Source organism: Marivibrio halodurans (assembly GCF_017963645.1).
In the GTDB taxonomy this organism is placed as follows: Bacteria; Pseudomonadota; Alphaproteobacteria; order UBA8366; family Aestuariispiraceae; genus Marivibrio; species Marivibrio halodurans.
This window is the reverse complement of record NZ_JAGMWN010000003.1, coordinates 234,680-249,239: the sequence shown is the minus strand read 5'-3', so window position 1 is coordinate 249,239 and position 14,560 is coordinate 234,680. Positions and strand designations below refer to the sequence as shown.

General features: G+C 66.1%; 12 protein-coding genes and 1 pseudogene. 10 read left to right on the top strand and 3 right to left on the bottom strand.

The genetic code is table 11. The annotated features are described in order from the left end of the window. Positions 1 to 22: 22 nt before the first annotated feature. The 6 genes from sufB (at position 23) to KAJ83_RS07930 (ending at position 5,977) form a co-directional block, all read left to right on the top strand. Positions 23 to 1,492 carry a Fe-S cluster assembly protein SufB gene (gene sufB, locus KAJ83_RS07955; RefSeq protein ID WP_210681514.1) on the top strand — a complete coding sequence of 490 codons (1,470 nt, stop codon included), beginning with the start codon at positions 23 to 25 and terminating at the stop codon, positions 1,490 to 1,492. A gap of 83 nt (positions 1,493 to 1,575) precedes the next feature. Further along, entirely contained in the window at positions 1,576 to 2,328 is a 753-nt protein-coding gene (sufC, locus tag KAJ83_RS07950; protein ID WP_417568559.1) for a Fe-S cluster assembly ATPase SufC, read from the top strand. A 37-nt stretch (positions 2,329 to 2,365) separates the two neighbouring features. Next, entirely contained in the window at positions 2,366 to 3,739 is a 1,374-nt protein-coding gene (gene sufD, locus KAJ83_RS07945) for a Fe-S cluster assembly protein SufD (RefSeq protein WP_210681513.1), read from the top strand. Then, entirely contained in the window at positions 3,736 to 5,001 is a 1,266-nt protein-coding gene (locus tag KAJ83_RS07940) for an aminotransferase class V-fold PLP-dependent enzyme (RefSeq protein WP_210681512.1), read from the top strand. The genes sufD and KAJ83_RS07940 overlap by 4 nt, the downstream gene beginning before the upstream one ends. A 30-nt stretch (positions 5,002 to 5,031) precedes the next feature. Further along, positions 5,032 to 5,571: a DUF59 domain-containing protein gene (locus KAJ83_RS07935; protein ID WP_246484332.1), complete on the top strand. Its 540-nt coding sequence runs from the start codon at positions 5,032 to 5,034 to the stop codon at positions 5,569 to 5,571. A gap of 58 nt (positions 5,572 to 5,629) precedes the next feature. Next, positions 5,630 to 5,977 carry a HesB/IscA family protein gene (locus KAJ83_RS07930; protein WP_210681511.1) on the top strand — a complete coding sequence of 116 codons (348 nt, stop codon included), beginning with the start codon at positions 5,630 to 5,632 and terminating at the stop codon, positions 5,975 to 5,977. A 346-nt stretch (positions 5,978 to 6,323) separates the two neighbouring features. On the opposite strand, the pseudogene KAJ83_RS19740 reads toward KAJ83_RS07930, so the two are convergent. The 3 genes and pseudogenes from KAJ83_RS19740 to KAJ83_RS07915 all read right to left on the bottom strand — a co-directional run. Continuing rightward, positions 6,324 to 6,497 (bottom strand): annotated as a pseudogene (locus KAJ83_RS19740) (IS630 family transposase); the annotation flags it as partial. Positions 6,498 to 6,805: 308 nt separating this feature from the next. Then, positions 6,806 to 8,230 (bottom strand): L-serine ammonia-lyase, encoded by a 1,425-nt coding sequence (locus KAJ83_RS07920; RefSeq protein ID WP_210681509.1) that lies wholly within the window; start codon positions 8,228 to 8,230, stop codon positions 6,806 to 6,808. 39 nt (positions 8,231 to 8,269) lie between these two features. Then, positions 8,270 to 10,627: a penicillin acylase family protein gene (locus tag KAJ83_RS07915; protein ID WP_210681508.1), complete on the bottom strand. Its 2,358-nt coding sequence runs from the start codon at positions 10,625 to 10,627 to the stop codon at positions 8,270 to 8,272. A gap of 181 nt (positions 10,628 to 10,808) precedes the next feature. On the opposite strand from KAJ83_RS07915, the gene KAJ83_RS07910 reads away from it, so the two are divergent. The 4 genes from KAJ83_RS07910 to KAJ83_RS07895 all read left to right on the top strand — a co-directional run bounded on the left by KAJ83_RS07910 (position 10,809) and on the right by KAJ83_RS07895 (position 14,556). Then, a complete protein-coding gene (locus KAJ83_RS07910) occupies positions 10,809 to 11,996 on the top strand; it encodes a type III PLP-dependent enzyme (protein WP_210681507.1) in 1,188 nt (395 codons plus the stop codon). Between the two features lie 4 nt (positions 11,997 to 12,000). After that, positions 12,001 to 12,885 carry an alpha/beta fold hydrolase gene (locus tag KAJ83_RS07905; protein WP_246484322.1) on the top strand — a complete coding sequence of 295 codons (885 nt, stop codon included), beginning with the start codon at positions 12,001 to 12,003 and terminating at the stop codon, positions 12,883 to 12,885. Beyond that, positions 12,882 to 13,382, top strand: coding sequence for a hypothetical protein (locus KAJ83_RS07900; protein ID WP_210681505.1), 501 nt, complete (start codon positions 12,882 to 12,884; stop codon positions 13,380 to 13,382). The genes KAJ83_RS07905 and KAJ83_RS07900 overlap by 4 nt, the downstream gene beginning before the upstream one ends. An 88-nt stretch (positions 13,383 to 13,470) precedes the next feature. Continuing rightward, a complete protein-coding gene (locus KAJ83_RS07895; RefSeq protein WP_210681504.1) occupies positions 13,471 to 14,556 on the top strand; it encodes an ABC transporter ATP-binding protein in 1,086 nt (361 codons plus the stop codon). Positions 14,557 to 14,560: the final 4 nt, after the last annotated feature.

The following is a 14,560-nucleotide window of genomic DNA, read 5'->3' as shown; positions in this document are numbered from 1 at the left end:
GAATGTTCGACGAGGGAAGGCCATGGTAGCCACGACGGAAACCATCAAGCAGGTCGAGGAACTCGGCCGGCAGAAGTACGAGGCCGGATTCTCGACCGATATCGAGATGGACCGCCTGCCCAAGGGGGTGGACGAGGAGATCGTGCGCATGATCTCCGCCAAGAAGGGGGAGCCGGAATGGCTGACCGACTGGCGGCTGAAGGCCTTCGCCATGTGGAAGGAGATGCCGGAGCCCGATTGGCAGAAGGTCGCCGTGCCGCCGATCGACTATCAGGACATCTATTACTATGCCGCGCCCAAGCAGGAAGGGCCGAAGAGCCTGGACGAGGTCGATCCGAAGATCTTGGAGACCTATGAGAAGCTCGGCATTCCGCTGAAGGAGCAGGAGGTTCTGGCCGGTGTCGAAGGCGCGCCGAAGGTGGCCGTCGACGCCGTCTTCGACAGTGTCTCGGTCGCGACGACCTACAAGAAGACGTTGGAGGAGAAGGGAATCGTCTTCTGTTCCATCTCCGAGGCGGTGCGGACGCACCCGGAACTGGTGAAGAAGTATCTCGGCTCCGTCGTGCCCTATTCGGACAATAAGCACGCCTGCCTCAATTCGGCGGTCTTCACCGACGGCAGCTTCGTCTATATCCCGCCGGGCGTGACCTGCCCGATGGAGCTTTCCACCTATTTCCGCATCAACGCGGAGGAGACTGGTCAGTTCGAGCGCACGCTGATCATCGCCGACAAGGGCTCCTATGTCAGCTATCTGGAGGGCTGCACCGCCCCGCAGCGCGACGAGAGCCAGCTTCACGCGGCGGTGGTCGAACTCATCGCCCTCGACGACGCGGAGATCAAGTACTCCACCGTCCAGAACTGGTATCCGGGCGACGAGAACGGCAAGGGCGGCATCTACAATTTCGTGACCAAGCGCGGCGCCTGCCGCGGCCGTAATTCCAAGATCAGCTGGACCCAGGTCGAGACCGGCTCCGCCATCACTTGGAAATATCCGAGCTGCATCCTGCAGGGCGACAATTCGGTGGGCGAGTTCTATTCGGTCGCCATCACCAACAACCGCCAGCAGGCCGATACCGGCACCAAGATGATCCATATCGGGAAGAACACCCGCTCGCGGATCATCTCCAAGGGCATTTCGGCCGGGCGCGCGGACCAGACCTATCGCGGGTTGGTGCGCGTGTTGCCGAAGGCGCAGGGCGCGCGGAACTTCACCCAGTGCGACTCGTTGCTCATCGGCGCGACCTGCGGGGCGCACACCGTCCCCTATATCGAGAGCCGCAACCCGACCGCCCAGTTGGAGCACGAGGCCACGACGAGCCGCATCAGCGAGGATCAGCTCTTCTACTGCCTCTCCCGGGGGATCGGCGAGGAGGACGCGGTCGCGCTCATCGTCAACGGATTTTGCCGGGAGGTGATGCAGACCCTGCCGATGGAATTCGCGGTCGAGGCGCAGAAGCTGATCGGCATTTCGCTGGAAGGCAGCGTCGGGTAACGGCGCCCGTGCCCATTCCCGCCCCTTCAGGACGGGGGCGAGGATGGGCGCCCCGATAGCTTAGGCAAGGAAGTACGAGGGACATGGCATTGTTGGAGATCAAGGACCTGCACGCCGAGGTCGACGGAACGGAGATCCTGAAGGGGATCGACCTGACCGTGAATGCGGGCGAGGTGCATGCGATCATGGGCCCGAACGGCTCTGGCAAGTCGACGTTGAGCTATACGCTCGCGGGGCGCGACGGCTATGAGGCGACCAAGGGCAGCGTGAGCTATGACGGCAAGGACCTGCTCGACATGGCGCCGGACGAGCGCGCCTGCGAGGGGCTGTTCCTCGCCTTCCAATATCCGGTCGAATTGCCGGGTGTCGGCGGGACGACCTTCCTCAAGACCGCGCTCAACGCCAAACGCCGCTATCATGGCGAGGAGGAGTTGGACGCCATGGCCTTCGTCAAGACGCTGCGCGAGAAGGCGAAGGCCCTCGGCATGCCGGACGAGATGCTGAAACGCCCGGTCAATGTCGGCTTCTCCGGCGGCGAGAAGAAGCGCAACGAGACGTTGCAGATGGCCGTCCTCGAACCCCGGCTGGCGATCCTGGACGAGACCGATTCGGGCCTCGATATCGACGCGCTGAAGATCGTGTCGGAGGGCGTCAACAAGCTGCGCGATCCGAACCGGGCCTTCGTCGTCATCACCCACTATCAGCGTCTGCTCGATTACATCGTGCCGGATCATGTTCACGTCCTTTCCCGGGGACGGATCGTGAAGTCGGGCACGAAGGAGTTGGCCAAGGAATTGGAGGCGAACGGTTACGCCGACTATGTCGACGCGGCGTGAGGCACGTTGGGACGGTTGATGCGGGACGGTTGATACGATGAGTGACGCACGGACGAGACAGGACCCTTTCCAGGATGCGCTCGACGCGCGCGCGACCCGGGCCGACGCGATCGCGCCGCTGCGTGAACGCGCGGCCGAGGCCTATCGCGACGCCGGCCTGCCGACGCGCAGGGTGGAGCGGTGGAAGTTCACGGATCTGAAGGGGCTGGCCAAGCTCGGCTTCGCGCCGGCGGCGGAAACGCCGGCACCCGACGCCCTGCCGGAAACGGTCGCGGATGTTGAGGCGGTGCGCCTGACGCTCGTCAACGGGCGGGTCGCGCCGGGGCTTTCCGACCTCGACCGCCTGCCGAAGGGCGTCACGGTGCGCAGGCTGGCTGATGTCCTGGAAGCGCGCGATGGGTCGTCCGATGAGGCGGGCGAGGGCGCGTCGGCGCGGCTCAGCGTCGATGCCGGCTTCACCGATGCGCCGATGGCCGCCCTCAACACCGCCTTCGTTGAGGATGGCTGGCTGATCGATATCGCCGATGGGGCGATGGTCGATGCGCCGCTTCATCTCGTCTTCCTGTCCGCCAACGACACGGGCAACGACACGGGCAACGACGCGGGCAACGATGCGGCCGGGTCGGCGGTCGCCAGCTATCCGCGCCTGTCGCTCCATGTCGGGCGCGACGCGCATGTCACGATCGTGGAAAGCCATGTCGGCCAGGGCGGCGGCCCGACCTTCGCCGACGGGGTCAGCGAGATCGCGCTGGAACGTGGCGCGGTTCTGCGCCATCCCGTGATGCAGAACGAGGAGGCGGGCGCCTATCACGTCCATTCCACCGCGCTGACCATCGCGGAGGGCGCGCGCTATGACGGCTTCGTGCTGCAACTGGGCGCGGCATTGGCGCGCCGCGAGGTGCGCGCGGAACTGACCGGCCCCAAGGCGGAAGCACATGTGAACGGCGCCTATCTGGGCGATGGCGCGCGGGTCGTGGATAACACCCTCTTCGTCGATCATGCGGCGCCCGAGACCGTCAGCCGCGAGACCTTCAAGGGCGTGCTCGACGGCACGTCGCGCGGGGTTTTCCAGGCGAAGACGCTGGTTCGCCCGATCGCCCAGAAGACCGACGGCCAGCAGCTTCACAAGGCCCTGCTTCTGGCCGACGGCGCGGAGGTGGACGCGAAACCGGAGTTGGAGATCTATGCCGACGACGTCGCCTGCAGCCACGGCGCGACATCCGGTGACCTGGACCGCGACCAGCTTTTCTATCTGCGCGCGCGCGGCATCCCGGAAAAACGGGCCCGCGCCATGTTGATCGAGGCCTTCATGATCGACAGCCTGAACGCGATCGGCCACGAAGGCGCGCGGGAGGCCTTCCGCGAGGCGCTGGCCGCGCGGCTCAACCGCATGGAGGGGATCGTCGGATGAGCGACACGGCCGAAGCGGTCCGGCCCGGCGAGGGCACGGCCTATGACGTGGAGGCGCTACGCGCCGATTTCCCGATCCTGCGGGAGACGGTGCATGGCAAGCCGCTCGTCTTCCTGGACAACGGCGCCTCCGCCCAGAAGCCGGCTTGCGTGATCGACGCCATGCGGGCGTCTTTCGAGCATTGCTACGCCAATGTCCATCGTGGGGCCTATGACTTCTCCGAACGCACGACGGCGGCGTACGAGGGCGCGCGGGAGACCGTGCGCGCCTTCCTGAACGCCGCGAGCGAACGGGAGATCGTCTTCGCCAAGAACACGACGGAGGCGATCAACCTTGTCGCGCACAGCCTGGGACGCGGGCTGCTGAAGCCGGGCGACAAGGTACTGATCTCGGAGATGGAGCATCACTCCAACATCGTGCCCTGGCAGATGCTGCGCGACGCGATGGGGATCGAGCTTGTCGCCGCGCCGGTTTCCGACGAGGGCGAATTCCTGATGGACGCCTACCGCGCCAAGCTGGCCGAGGGTGGGGTGAAGCTGGTCGCCGTCACCCATGTCTCCAACGTCATGGGCACGGTGACGCCGGCGAGGCGGATCGTGGAGGCGGCGCACGACGCGGGCGCCTGGGTCCTGCTGGACGGCAGCCAGGCGGTGATGCACATGCCGGTGGACGTGCGGGATATCGGCTGCGATTTCTATGTCTTCACGGGCCATAAGCTCTACGGGCCCAACGGGATCGGCGTGCTTTACGGGCGCGAGGATCTGCTGGACCGCATGCCGCCCTTCCTGGGGGGCGGGGACATGATCTCCTCCGTCACCTTCGAGAAGTCGGAATGGGCCGAACTGCCCGCCAAGTTCGAGGCCGGCACGCCCCCCATCACGGAGGCCATCGGCCTCGCCGCCGCGATCGACTATGTGGTCGGCGTGGGCCTGTCCGCCATCGGCGCGCATGAGCGCGATCTGCTCGGCTATGCCATGCAGCGGCTGGCGGCGGTCGAGGGGCTGGAGGTGATCGGCACCGCGCCGGACAAGACGGCCGTCATCTCCTTCACGATGAAGGGCGCGCATCCGCACGATGTCGCGACCATCGTCGATCAGCAGGGGGTGGCGCTGCGCGCCGGTCATCATTGCGCCGAACCGCTGATGCACCGCATGGGCGTGACCGGGACGACCCGCGCGTCGATGGGTCTCTACAACACGCGCGGCGAGATCGATCGGCTGGGCGAGGCACTGGACAAGGTGAACAAGATTTTCGGCGGGTGAGGCCCCCCGCCCGAGGATGGAGTGAAGGCGATGCCGATGGACAAGAGCGACGAGAAGACCCGCGACGTGATCGATACCGGCGCGCCGCCCTCCGACGCCCCGGCCGACACGCCGGCCGGTACGCAGGCAGGGGCGGCGCCCGATCCCGGCCTGCCCGGATCGGCGGCGGAGATGGTGCATCCCTATCTCGGCATGATGGGTGCCGGCGCCTCGGCCGAGGAAGGAACGCAGGCGATCTCCGGCGACCGGCTGGCGGAAGGCGCCACGGTCGCCGAGCCGGAGGCGGTGGAGGCCGCGCTGCGCGGCGTCTATGATCCGGAGATTCCGGTGAATATCTACGATCTCGGCCTGATCTACCGGTGCGAGGTGGATGACAACGGCGACGCGGATATCGACATGACCCTGACGGCGCCCGCCTGCCCCGTGGCGGGCGAGATGCCCCAGCAGGTGGCCGACGCCGTCGCGGGCGTGGAGGGGATCGGCCTCGTGACGGTGACGCTGACCTGGTCGCCGCCCTGGCGCCCCGACATGATGAGCGAGGATGCCAAGCTCGCCCTGGATTTATTCTGAGGTCGTTCCGATATAGTATAACGTCGGATTAGCGTCTCCGAGAGAAAGGTAGAGAGCCATGTTCGATCCCAACAAACCCTTGGTAAGCCTGACGGACCGGGCGGCGGACCGGGTGCGTCGGTTGGTCGAGAAGGGCGGCGCGGACGTCGTCGGCCTGCGGGTGGGCGTGTCCAGCAAGGGCTGCTCGGGCCTGTCCTATGTGGTCGAATACGCCTCCGAGAAGAAGCAGTTCGAGGAAGAGGTGGATTGCAACGGCGCCCGGATTTTCATCGACCCGGCCGCCACCATGTTCCTCGTCGGCGCGGAGATCGACTATACCGAGGACAAGCTGAAATCCGGCTTCTCCTTCACCAACCCGAACGAAACCGCCCGCTGCGGCTGCGGCGAAAGCTTCTCGGTCGGGTAAGGCTGGATGCCCTCAAGCAAAGAGTCTGAAGACTCTTTCTTGGGGCATGAGCTTGCTTTTAATTAAGTTTTGCCGTCTTCCTCGTGTCCGTAAGCAATTTGGATCGCTTCCAGTTCTTTCGCAGTGAATTTTATTGAGAAGAACGGAAAAAGTAGGCGGTCGAAAAATATTCCGCTTTTAAGCCAGTGAGTCCTAAACTTAATTCCAGAATCTATTGTTTTTAAATTAAGCTGTATTTCTCTTTTCTGATGCGGTGGGATATATAGTAGTATGTCTATTAATTTTTTGTTTTTCTTGGAGGCGTTTACCTCTTCCTCAGAGAGACTTTCCTTAGAGCGGAATCCGATCAGTCGGTATCGTATCCGCATGCACTGAAGTATTTTTGACATTCGTTTGGTGAGAACGTGCTCACGAGGCCACCAATTCCATGCCATAGGGCATCGACGGTTCTGGCACCGATGCGCCTCAAATGTGCTTTCAGTTTCGAGAACGCTTTCTCGATCGGATTGAAGTCTAGAGAGAGTTAGCATGGAACGAGATAACACGCCGTCTACGTCAACCCCAATCGGATATGCCTCAAATTCGTCAGGATAAGAAATTTCTATTTTTGAAAGAAAAACCATTCTCGGTGATGGATTGTGAATTAAAATACGGAAATTTGTATTTTCATCTGTTTTTACATTTGGTGGGAGAAGGTGGATACTTGGAACGGCTCCGGATGATGCTCTCAGAAGCGATATAATTGAGATCAATAGCCCAACTATTGAAATGGCAGAGAATAAATATGTAAGGGCCATTTTCACCTCCTTTTGTCATTAGGGAAGCATATCAGCACTCCACCACATTGATGGTCGGGGGGCTCAGCTCGTCGCGGGCGGCGAGGCCGCCTAGGCTTGTCTCCTTGTATTTGGAGAGCATGTCGATCCCGGTCTCGCGCATGGTGCGGATGGCGGTGTCGAGGGGGACGAAATGCGTGCCGTCCCCCTTCATGGCGAGCGAGCAGGCATTCACCGCCTTGACCGAGCCCATGGCGTTACGCTCGATGCAGGGCACCTGGACGAGGCCGCCGACCGGGTCGCAGGTCATGCCCAGATGATGTTCCAGCGCGATTTCGGCCGCGTTCTCGATCTGCATGTTGGTGGCGCCCAGCGCGGCGGCGAGGCCGGCGGCGGCCATCGCGCTGGCCGAGCCGACCTCCCCCTGGCAGCCCACCTCCGCGCCGGAGATCGAGGCATTGGTCTTGATGATCCCGCCGATCGCGGCGGCGACCAGCAGGAAATCCCGTACGCCCTTCCGGCGCCCGTCGTCGTCCAGGCTGCAGAACTGCTCGAAATAGCGGATGGTGGCGGGGATGATGCCGGCCGCCCCGTTGGTGGGCGCGGTGACGACGCGGCCGCCGGCGGCGTTCTCCTCGTTCACCGCCATGGCGTAGAGGCTGAGCCAATCCATCACGTCATGCTGGAAGCGCCGGTTGGTCGGCCCCTGTAGCTGATGCAGGATGCCCTTCGCCCGGCGCTTCACCCGCAGGCCGCCGGGCAGCACGCCGTCCTGGGAAAGGCCGCGGTCGATGCATTCGCTCATCACCGCGGCGACGCGGTCGAGGCGCTCCAGCACCTCCGCCTCGGGCCGCATGGAGATTTCGTTCTCCCACTTCATGCGCGCGATGGTCTTGCCGGAGGCTTCGCCCATTTCCAGCATCTGCCGCGCGCTGGCGAAGGGGTAGGGGACGTCGGAGGCGTCGGTCCCCGGCTGCTCCCCCGCCTCCAGCTCCGCCGCCGTGGAGACGAAGCCGCCGCCGACGGAATAGAAGGTCTCCGCCAGCAATTCCGTGCCGTCCTCGTCCAGCGCGCGGATCACCATGCCGTTGGCATGGCCCGGCAACGCGACTTCATAATCGAACTCGATATCCGTTTCGCGGTCGAAGGGGATGTCCCGCCGCTCGCCCAGCATCAGGCGGCCGGTTTCCGCCACGCGTTCCAGCCGCCGGGCGGCGTCGTCCGGGTCGGTCTCCGCCGGGTGCAGCCCCATCAGGCCCAGCATCGCCGCGCTGTCCGAGGCATGGCCCTTGCCCGTGAAGGCGAGCGATCCGTGCAGGCGCACGACGACGCGGCCCGTGCGCGCGAAGCCGTCCGCGCCGCCGGCCCCCTCGTCGAGCGCGCGCAGGAAGCGCAGGCCCGCCATCATCGGCCCCACGGTATGGGAACTGGACGGGCCGATACCGATCTTGAAAAGGTCGAAGGTGCTGAGGAACATGCGCTCGCGCTCGCTCGCCGGGCCGTTCGCGGGCCCTCGTTAGGGTCGCAGGATTAGGCGCGACAGCCCCTCTTCCTCGATATCGCGAGGGCGTCCGGGAATCCGGAAATAGCGACCGTCCCGCCAATCCGCCAGCCGGTCGTCGTAATGGGGGGAGAGCGGATGGCCCGATTGTCCGCCCGCCAGCGCGAAGCGCGTGGCGTCGAGGTCGGCCAGATCGTAGATCACGCGCATCCCCGCGCCATGCACATGGGCGAAGGGGTCGGCGGCGCCCGGCCCCCGGCTCTGCCCCCGGTTGGGCGTGTGGTCGCCGCCCGATGTCTCGATCGGGCGGTCGGTCAGCCAGTTGACGACGGGGATATAGGTCAGCGTCCGGTGTCCCATCGGCGCGGTGTGAAGGACCCCCCAGCGCCATGCGGCGATGTCGGGGCCCAGCCGTTCGGAAAGGCGCGCCACCGCGCGCTCCAGCGCTTGCGTCGCCGCGTGGCGGCAATCCTCCGTCGCGCCCGTGCGCAGGTCGTCGCACCAGCCGGTATGCGTCGTCATCGCCTCGATCAGGAAGCCCGGCTCCGCCGTCCACCAGTCGGCGAAGGCGGGCCCGAGATCGTCCTCCGCCAGCGCGCGGGCAAGCTCGTCCGCCGCCGCGGAGAAGATCGCGGGCGCCGCCAAATCCCGGTCCATCGCGAAATCCCATTGGGCGAGACGCGCATGCGCCGCCTGGCCCAGATCCGTCGTGGGCTCCGCCCGCAGCAATAGCGGCGTCAGCGCCTTCGCGAAGTCGGAATGGATGTCGCGTTGGACGGTGGCGCTGACCTCCGGGTCGTGGGCGTCGCCGCCCGCCGCCAGCCCGTCGCGCACCCGCCGGTAGCGATAGGGCGCGGGCCAATGACGCGCGATCGGATAGGCGCTGTCGACCGCCTCGATCACCTTGTTGTTGGCGTTGGCGATCAGCCCGTCGGCGGGATCGATCGCGATCGGCATCGCGGCGGGGTCGGTGACGCCGGTCCAGACGGCATCCGGCGCGTCGCTCATCCGGGGCAGGGTGCCGTCGCGCCCGACGGCGCGTACCGGCAGGCGGCCGACCACGGCCATGGCGATCTGTCCGTTGGCGCCCGCCCAGAACAGGTTCTGGACCGGCGCGTCGATTAGGCGCGCGGCGGCCTCGAATTCCGCGCCCGTTCGCGCCCGGTTCAGGCGGAAGAGCGCTTCCGGCGTGCGGTCGTGCGCGCGCAGCGCGGTCCATTGCAGGGCGACCCGGCCATCCTGGTTCGGCAGGACGGGGCCGAAGACGGTCATATGGCGCTCGAACAATTCGCTGTCGCCGCCGCGCAGCGGGATTTCGACCGTTTCCGTTTCATAGGACAAGGGGCCGTCCGGTGTCAGATAGCGGTCCTCCGGTTCCTCCGGATCGGGGGCGAGCGCGACCAGATCCATCGAATCCGCGTGCGTCGTGGTCAGGCCCCAGGCCGCCGCGCCGTTATGGCCGATGATATGGAAGGGGACGCCCGGCGCCGTCGCGCCGGTCACCGTCAATTCCGGCGTCTCGATCCGCGCCATGTACCATGTGGCCGGCAGGTCGAGGCCGAGATGCGGGTCGTTCGCCAGGATCGGCGCGCCGCTTGCCGTGCGGTCGCCGGCGAGGACCCAGGCGTTGGAGGCGCTCCAGGCGCTGAGCGCCGCGGGCGGGGTTTCCAGCCCCGCCACGATCCTGGGCGCGGCGCCGGCGGCGGCCAGTTCCGCGCCGCTCAGGCTGGCCGGGCTGTCGGAATAGTCGGGCAGGAGTTGATCGACCCGTTTCGGCGGGAGCTGTTGGAGCAGACGGCTGCGTTCCAACTCGTCCCGCCAGTCGCCGGAAAGCTGCAGGGCCATGAGCTTGCCCCAGAGCAGCGAGTCCGTCGGCGTCCAGGGCGCGGGCTCCACGCCGGTCAGCAGGAATTCCGGCGGCAGGTCGCTCGGCCGCGTATCGAGGAAGCCGTTCACCCCTTGCGCATAGGCATCGAGGGCGGCACGCGTGGGCGCGTCGAGGGCGGCGGCCTGCCGTTCGCTCAATCCCGCGAGGTCGAGCGCGCGGGCGAAGCGGTCGAGCCGCAAGGTGGCGGAGCCCGCCACCCGCGAGAGCGTGCCGCGCCCGAAGCGCCGCGCCATCTCCATCTGCCAAAGCCGGTCCTGCGCATGCAGGAAGCCGAGCGCGCGATAGGCATCCGCCATGCCCGCCGCCCGGATCGTCGGCACGCCGTGATCGTCGCGCAGCACCGTCACCTCGGCCTCCAACGCGGGCAGGGCGAGCGTCCCTTCCGTTTCCGGCAAGGAGCGGGTCAGCCACAGCAACGCACCGCCGACGAGCAGGAGCGTCACCGTCGCGAGGCCGAGCAGAATCTTGATCGCGCGCGTCAGCATGATCGGGAGGATTGTGTCTCCCGACCCGTCTGGCAAGAGCGGGAGGCGGAGGATTCGCGAATAGCTGGCCGGTTTTCCGGTACGGGGCACCCGCGCTTGACCGTTCGGCCCTTTCTGGCATGGTCGAAAGATGCCTGTTCCAGGCGCGGCGATCAGCAATCGAGAGGGATGCCGAAGTCCGATGGCGCCGAAGCACAGTCATTTCGCCAGTGTCGATGAGATGGTGGCGCGTCTGCAGCCGGGCTATCCGGTCTATTGCCTGCGCCCGCACGAGCTGGAGCGGACGGCCAGGGCCTATCTCGACCAGTTTCCGGGCCGGGTCCTTTATGCCGTGAAATGCAACCCGCATATCGAGGTGCTGAAGGCCTTCTATCGCGCGGGTATCCGGCATTTCGACACCGCGTCACTCGCGGAGATAGCGCTGATTCGGGAGAATTTCCCGCATGCCGATTGCTATTTCATGCATCCGGTGAAGGCGCGCAGCGCCATTCTCTCCGCGCATGAGGTCTTCAGCGTCGATCACTATGTCATCGACCACGAGGCGGAGTTGGAAAAGCTGGTCGACGTCACCGGCGGCGGCGACGGTCAGGTCTGCCTCGTGCGTCTTGTCACGCCGCAATATGACGCCTTGTTCAAGCTTTCGGAGAAGTTCGGGACCGACGCCGCCGGCGCGGTCGATCTTCTGCGCAAGGTGGAGAAGGCGGGCTTCCAACCGGGCCTCGCCTTCCATGTCGGCTCCCAGTGCCGCAGCCCCCAGGCCTTCCGCGACGCGATCGCCCTGGTCGGCGAGGTCCTGGTGGAATCGGGGGTTCCGATCCATTATCTCGACGTCGGCGGCGGGTTCCCGGTGCCCTATGTGGATGACGAGCCGGAGCCGCTGGACGCCTATATCGCCGCGATCCGCGAGGGTGTTCAAGCCATCAAGCTGCGCGGCGACTGCGTGCTGATGTGCGAGCCGGGGCGCGGCATGGTGGCGAGCGGCATGTCGCTGGTCGTCCAGGTGCAATTGCGCAAGGAGGGGGCCGTCTATATCAATGACGGCGTCTATCACAGCCTGTCGGAGACACTGACGGCCGGGGTCAAGCTGCCGATGCGGCTGATCCGTCCGAACCGCGCGATCGCCAGGGAAACCCAGCCGTTCTCCGTCTATGGGCCGACCTGCGACTGCACCGACGTGCTGCCCTACAAGGTCGATCTGCCGGCCGATATCCGGGAGGGCGACTGGATCGAGGTCGGCCAAGCCGGCGCCTATTCCAACAGCATGACGACGCAGTTCAACGGCTTCTTCCCGGAAACCTATGTCAGCGTCGACGATCCGCCGCTGCTGCCCGAGACGGTTCGCGTCGCGGCGGCGGAAGGTGCCGCGTGAGCCGATGAGCGAGCCGCGACTCCGGTCGGTGCGCTGCGTCGCCGATGCCGATTGTCACCGCATGGTCTATGACGACTACGGCCCGCTGGAGTCGCCGCATGCGGTGGTCTGCGTCCATGGCCTGACCCGCAATGCCGGCGATTTCGAGCGACTGGCCCGGGCGTTGGCGGCGGATGGCTGGCGTGTCCTGGCGCCGGACATCGCCGGCCGCGGGCGGAGCGAGCGGCTGGCCGATCCCCAGGCTTATGGCGTGCCGCAATATGTCCGCGACATCGTGACCATGCTGGCGCATGCGCGGGTGGAAACGGTGGATTGGATCGGGACCTCCATGGGCGGATTGATCGGCATGGGGCTTGCGGTGTTGCCGGGCCATCCGGTGCGGCGCATGCTGCTCAACGATGTCGGCCCGCGCGTGCCGAAGGCCGCGTTGCGCCGCATCGCCGACTATGTCGGCGTGCCTTGGCGGTTCGAGGATTTCGAGGATGCGCTCGCGCATCTGAGGAAAGCCTATGAGCCGTTCGGCCTGACGGAGGAGGCGGATTGGCGGGAGCTTGCCCGCATCAGCCTGCGCCGGGAGGAGGACGGCACCCTCACCAACAATTACGATCTGCGCATCGCCGCGCCGTTCGAGGCGATCGCGGACGAGGATCTGGAGCTTTGGGATCTGTGGGACGGCCTGCGCTTGACCGAGCCGCCGATGGTCCTGCGCGGCGCGCGGTCCGATCTATTGCTGGCGGAGGATATCGAGGGGATGACGCGGCGCGGTCCTGGCGCCCGTCCTATGGAGATCGAGGGATGCGGGCACGCGCCGACATTGATGGTTCCGGATCAAATAGCGCTGGTGCGCGGCTGGCTGGGGGAGAAGCCGGCGCCGGGGGCCGCGGCATGATGCGGGCATGCGGGCTCGCGTTCATGCTGACGCTGATGCTGGCGGTGGGGGCGGCGATACCCGCGACGGCCCAGTCCTTCCGCGACGCGGATTACGAGACGTTGCTGCGCCAGGCCCGCGCGCTGGCGACGATCGAGCCCACGGACGACGAAAGCCGGCAATTGATGCGCGCGACCGCCGTGACGCTCGCCGACCGGCTGAAGCGCTTCACCATCGCCGAGACCGAGGAACGCGCCGACGACAAGGTTTCCGCGCCGCCGGAAGCGAGCCTGCGGCCCGGACAGGGGGAGGTCGAGGAAAGCGCCACCCCCGGCGACCGGGAGGAAGTAGACGATATCCCCAACCCCTGGTTCGCGCGTTATGTCACGGTGGCGCGGGAGGAATTGCGGGACCTGATCACCCTTCTGGACGGTGGGTCGGCCTCGGCGGCCGATCTGATGCTGAAGGCGGATAGCGTCGAGTTGCACCTGCGCGACCTGGCGCGCCCGCCCGAGTGAAGGTCGGGCGGGCGCGCGCAGCCCCTTTGTCGCAGCCCCTTTGTCGCAGTCTCTTGTCCTTGCGAACGCGTCTCAATATCTTGACCTCATGAGCGACCAGACGCCTCCGAAGCTCGAACTGCGCGGCATTCGCCACGCCTATGACGAGACCGTCGCGATCGAGCGCCTGGACCTGACGGTCGGGGCGGGGGAGGTCGTATGCCTGCTGGGGCCGTCCGGATGCGGCAAGACGACGGCGTTGCGCGTCGCCGCCGGGTTGGAGCCGCTGGTGGACGGGGAGGTGTTGCTCGACGGGCGCGTCGTTTCCTCGCCCGGCGGCCATGTGCCGCCCGAGAAACGCAATGTCGGCCTTGTCTTCCAGGATTATGCCCTTTTCCCCCATCTGACGATCGCGGAGAACGTGGCATTCGGCCTGGAGCGCCTGCCGGATGCGGAGCGCGCCGGGCGCGTGGAGACGGTGCTGAAACGCGTCGGGATGACCGCGCATCGGGCGGCCTATCCGCACGAACTGTCGGGTGGGCAACAGCAGCGTATCGCGCTTGCCCGGGCCTTGGCGCCGGATCCCGCGATCGTGCTCATGGACGAACCCTTTTCCGGCCTGGATGCGCGGCTGCGCGACCGGGTGCGCGACCGCACGCTGCATGTGCTGAAGCAGTCGGGGGCGGCCTGCCTGATGGTCACTCATGACGCGGAGGAGGCGATGTACATGGCCGACCGCATCGCGGTGATGCGCGACGGCCGGCTGATTCAGCTCGGCACGCCGGACGAACTCTACGGTAATCCGGCGGACGCCTTCGTCGCGGCCTTCTTCGGCGAGGTGAACCATATCTATTCCGCCGTGACCGACGGCGCGGTCGAAACGCCGATCGGCGATATCCGCGCCGATGGTTTCCGCGACGGGGAGGCCGTGGATGTCGTCGTGCGGCCGGAGGCGATACGTCTTCACCCGGCCGGGGAGCAGGCGACATACGGCCCCGGCTACGCGAAGGTGCTGGCTTCGCGCATGCTGGGGCGGACCAGCCTCGTCCATCTATGCACCTGCAAGACGACGGGCGAGGAGCTGCATCTCCACGCGCGCGTGCCGGGGCGGTACCTGCCCGGGGAAAATTCGGTTCAGTCGATCGAACTGGATCGAAGTCAGGCCTTTGTTTTTCCGGCTGAAGGCGCTAAATAGCGGG

What these genes read in the sequence shown, in the direction of transcription:
- KAJ83_RS07905 (WP_246484322.1), top strand. Translation starts at nt 12,001, where the DNA reads ATGAGCGAGCCGCGACTCCGGTCGGTGCGCTGCGTCGCCGATGCCGAT.
- KAJ83_RS07900 (WP_210681505.1), top strand. Translation starts at nt 12,882, where the DNA reads ATGATGCGGGCATGCGGGCTCGCGTTCATGCTGACGCTGATGCTGGCG.
- KAJ83_RS07930 (WP_210681511.1), top strand. Translation starts at nt 5,630, where the DNA reads ATGTTCGATCCCAACAAACCCTTGGTAAGCCTGACGGACCGGGCGGCG.
- KAJ83_RS07940 (WP_210681512.1), top strand. Translation starts at nt 3,736, where the DNA reads ATGAGCGACACGGCCGAAGCGGTCCGGCCCGGCGAGGGCACGGCCTAT.
- KAJ83_RS07915 (WP_210681508.1), bottom strand. Translation starts at nt 10,627, where the DNA reads ATGCTGACGCGCGCGATCAAGATTCTGCTCGGCCTCGCGACGGTGACG.
- sufB (WP_210681514.1), top strand. Translation starts at nt 23, where the DNA reads ATGGTAGCCACGACGGAAACCATCAAGCAGGTCGAGGAACTCGGCCGG.
- KAJ83_RS07920 (WP_210681509.1), bottom strand. Translation starts at nt 8,230, where the DNA reads ATGTTCCTCAGCACCTTCGACCTTTTCAAGATCGGTATCGGCCCGTCC.
- KAJ83_RS07935 (WP_246484332.1), top strand. Translation starts at nt 5,032, where the DNA reads ATGCCGATGGACAAGAGCGACGAGAAGACCCGCGACGTGATCGATACC.
- KAJ83_RS07895 (WP_210681504.1), top strand. Translation starts at nt 13,471, where the DNA reads ATGAGCGACCAGACGCCTCCGAAGCTCGAACTGCGCGGCATTCGCCAC.
- sufC (WP_417568559.1), top strand. Translation starts at nt 1,576, where the DNA reads ATGGCATTGTTGGAGATCAAGGACCTGCACGCCGAGGTCGACGGAACG.
- KAJ83_RS07910 (WP_210681507.1), top strand. Translation starts at nt 10,809, where the DNA reads ATGGCGCCGAAGCACAGTCATTTCGCCAGTGTCGATGAGATGGTGGCG.
- sufD (WP_210681513.1), top strand. Translation starts at nt 2,366, where the DNA reads ATGAGTGACGCACGGACGAGACAGGACCCTTTCCAGGATGCGCTCGAC.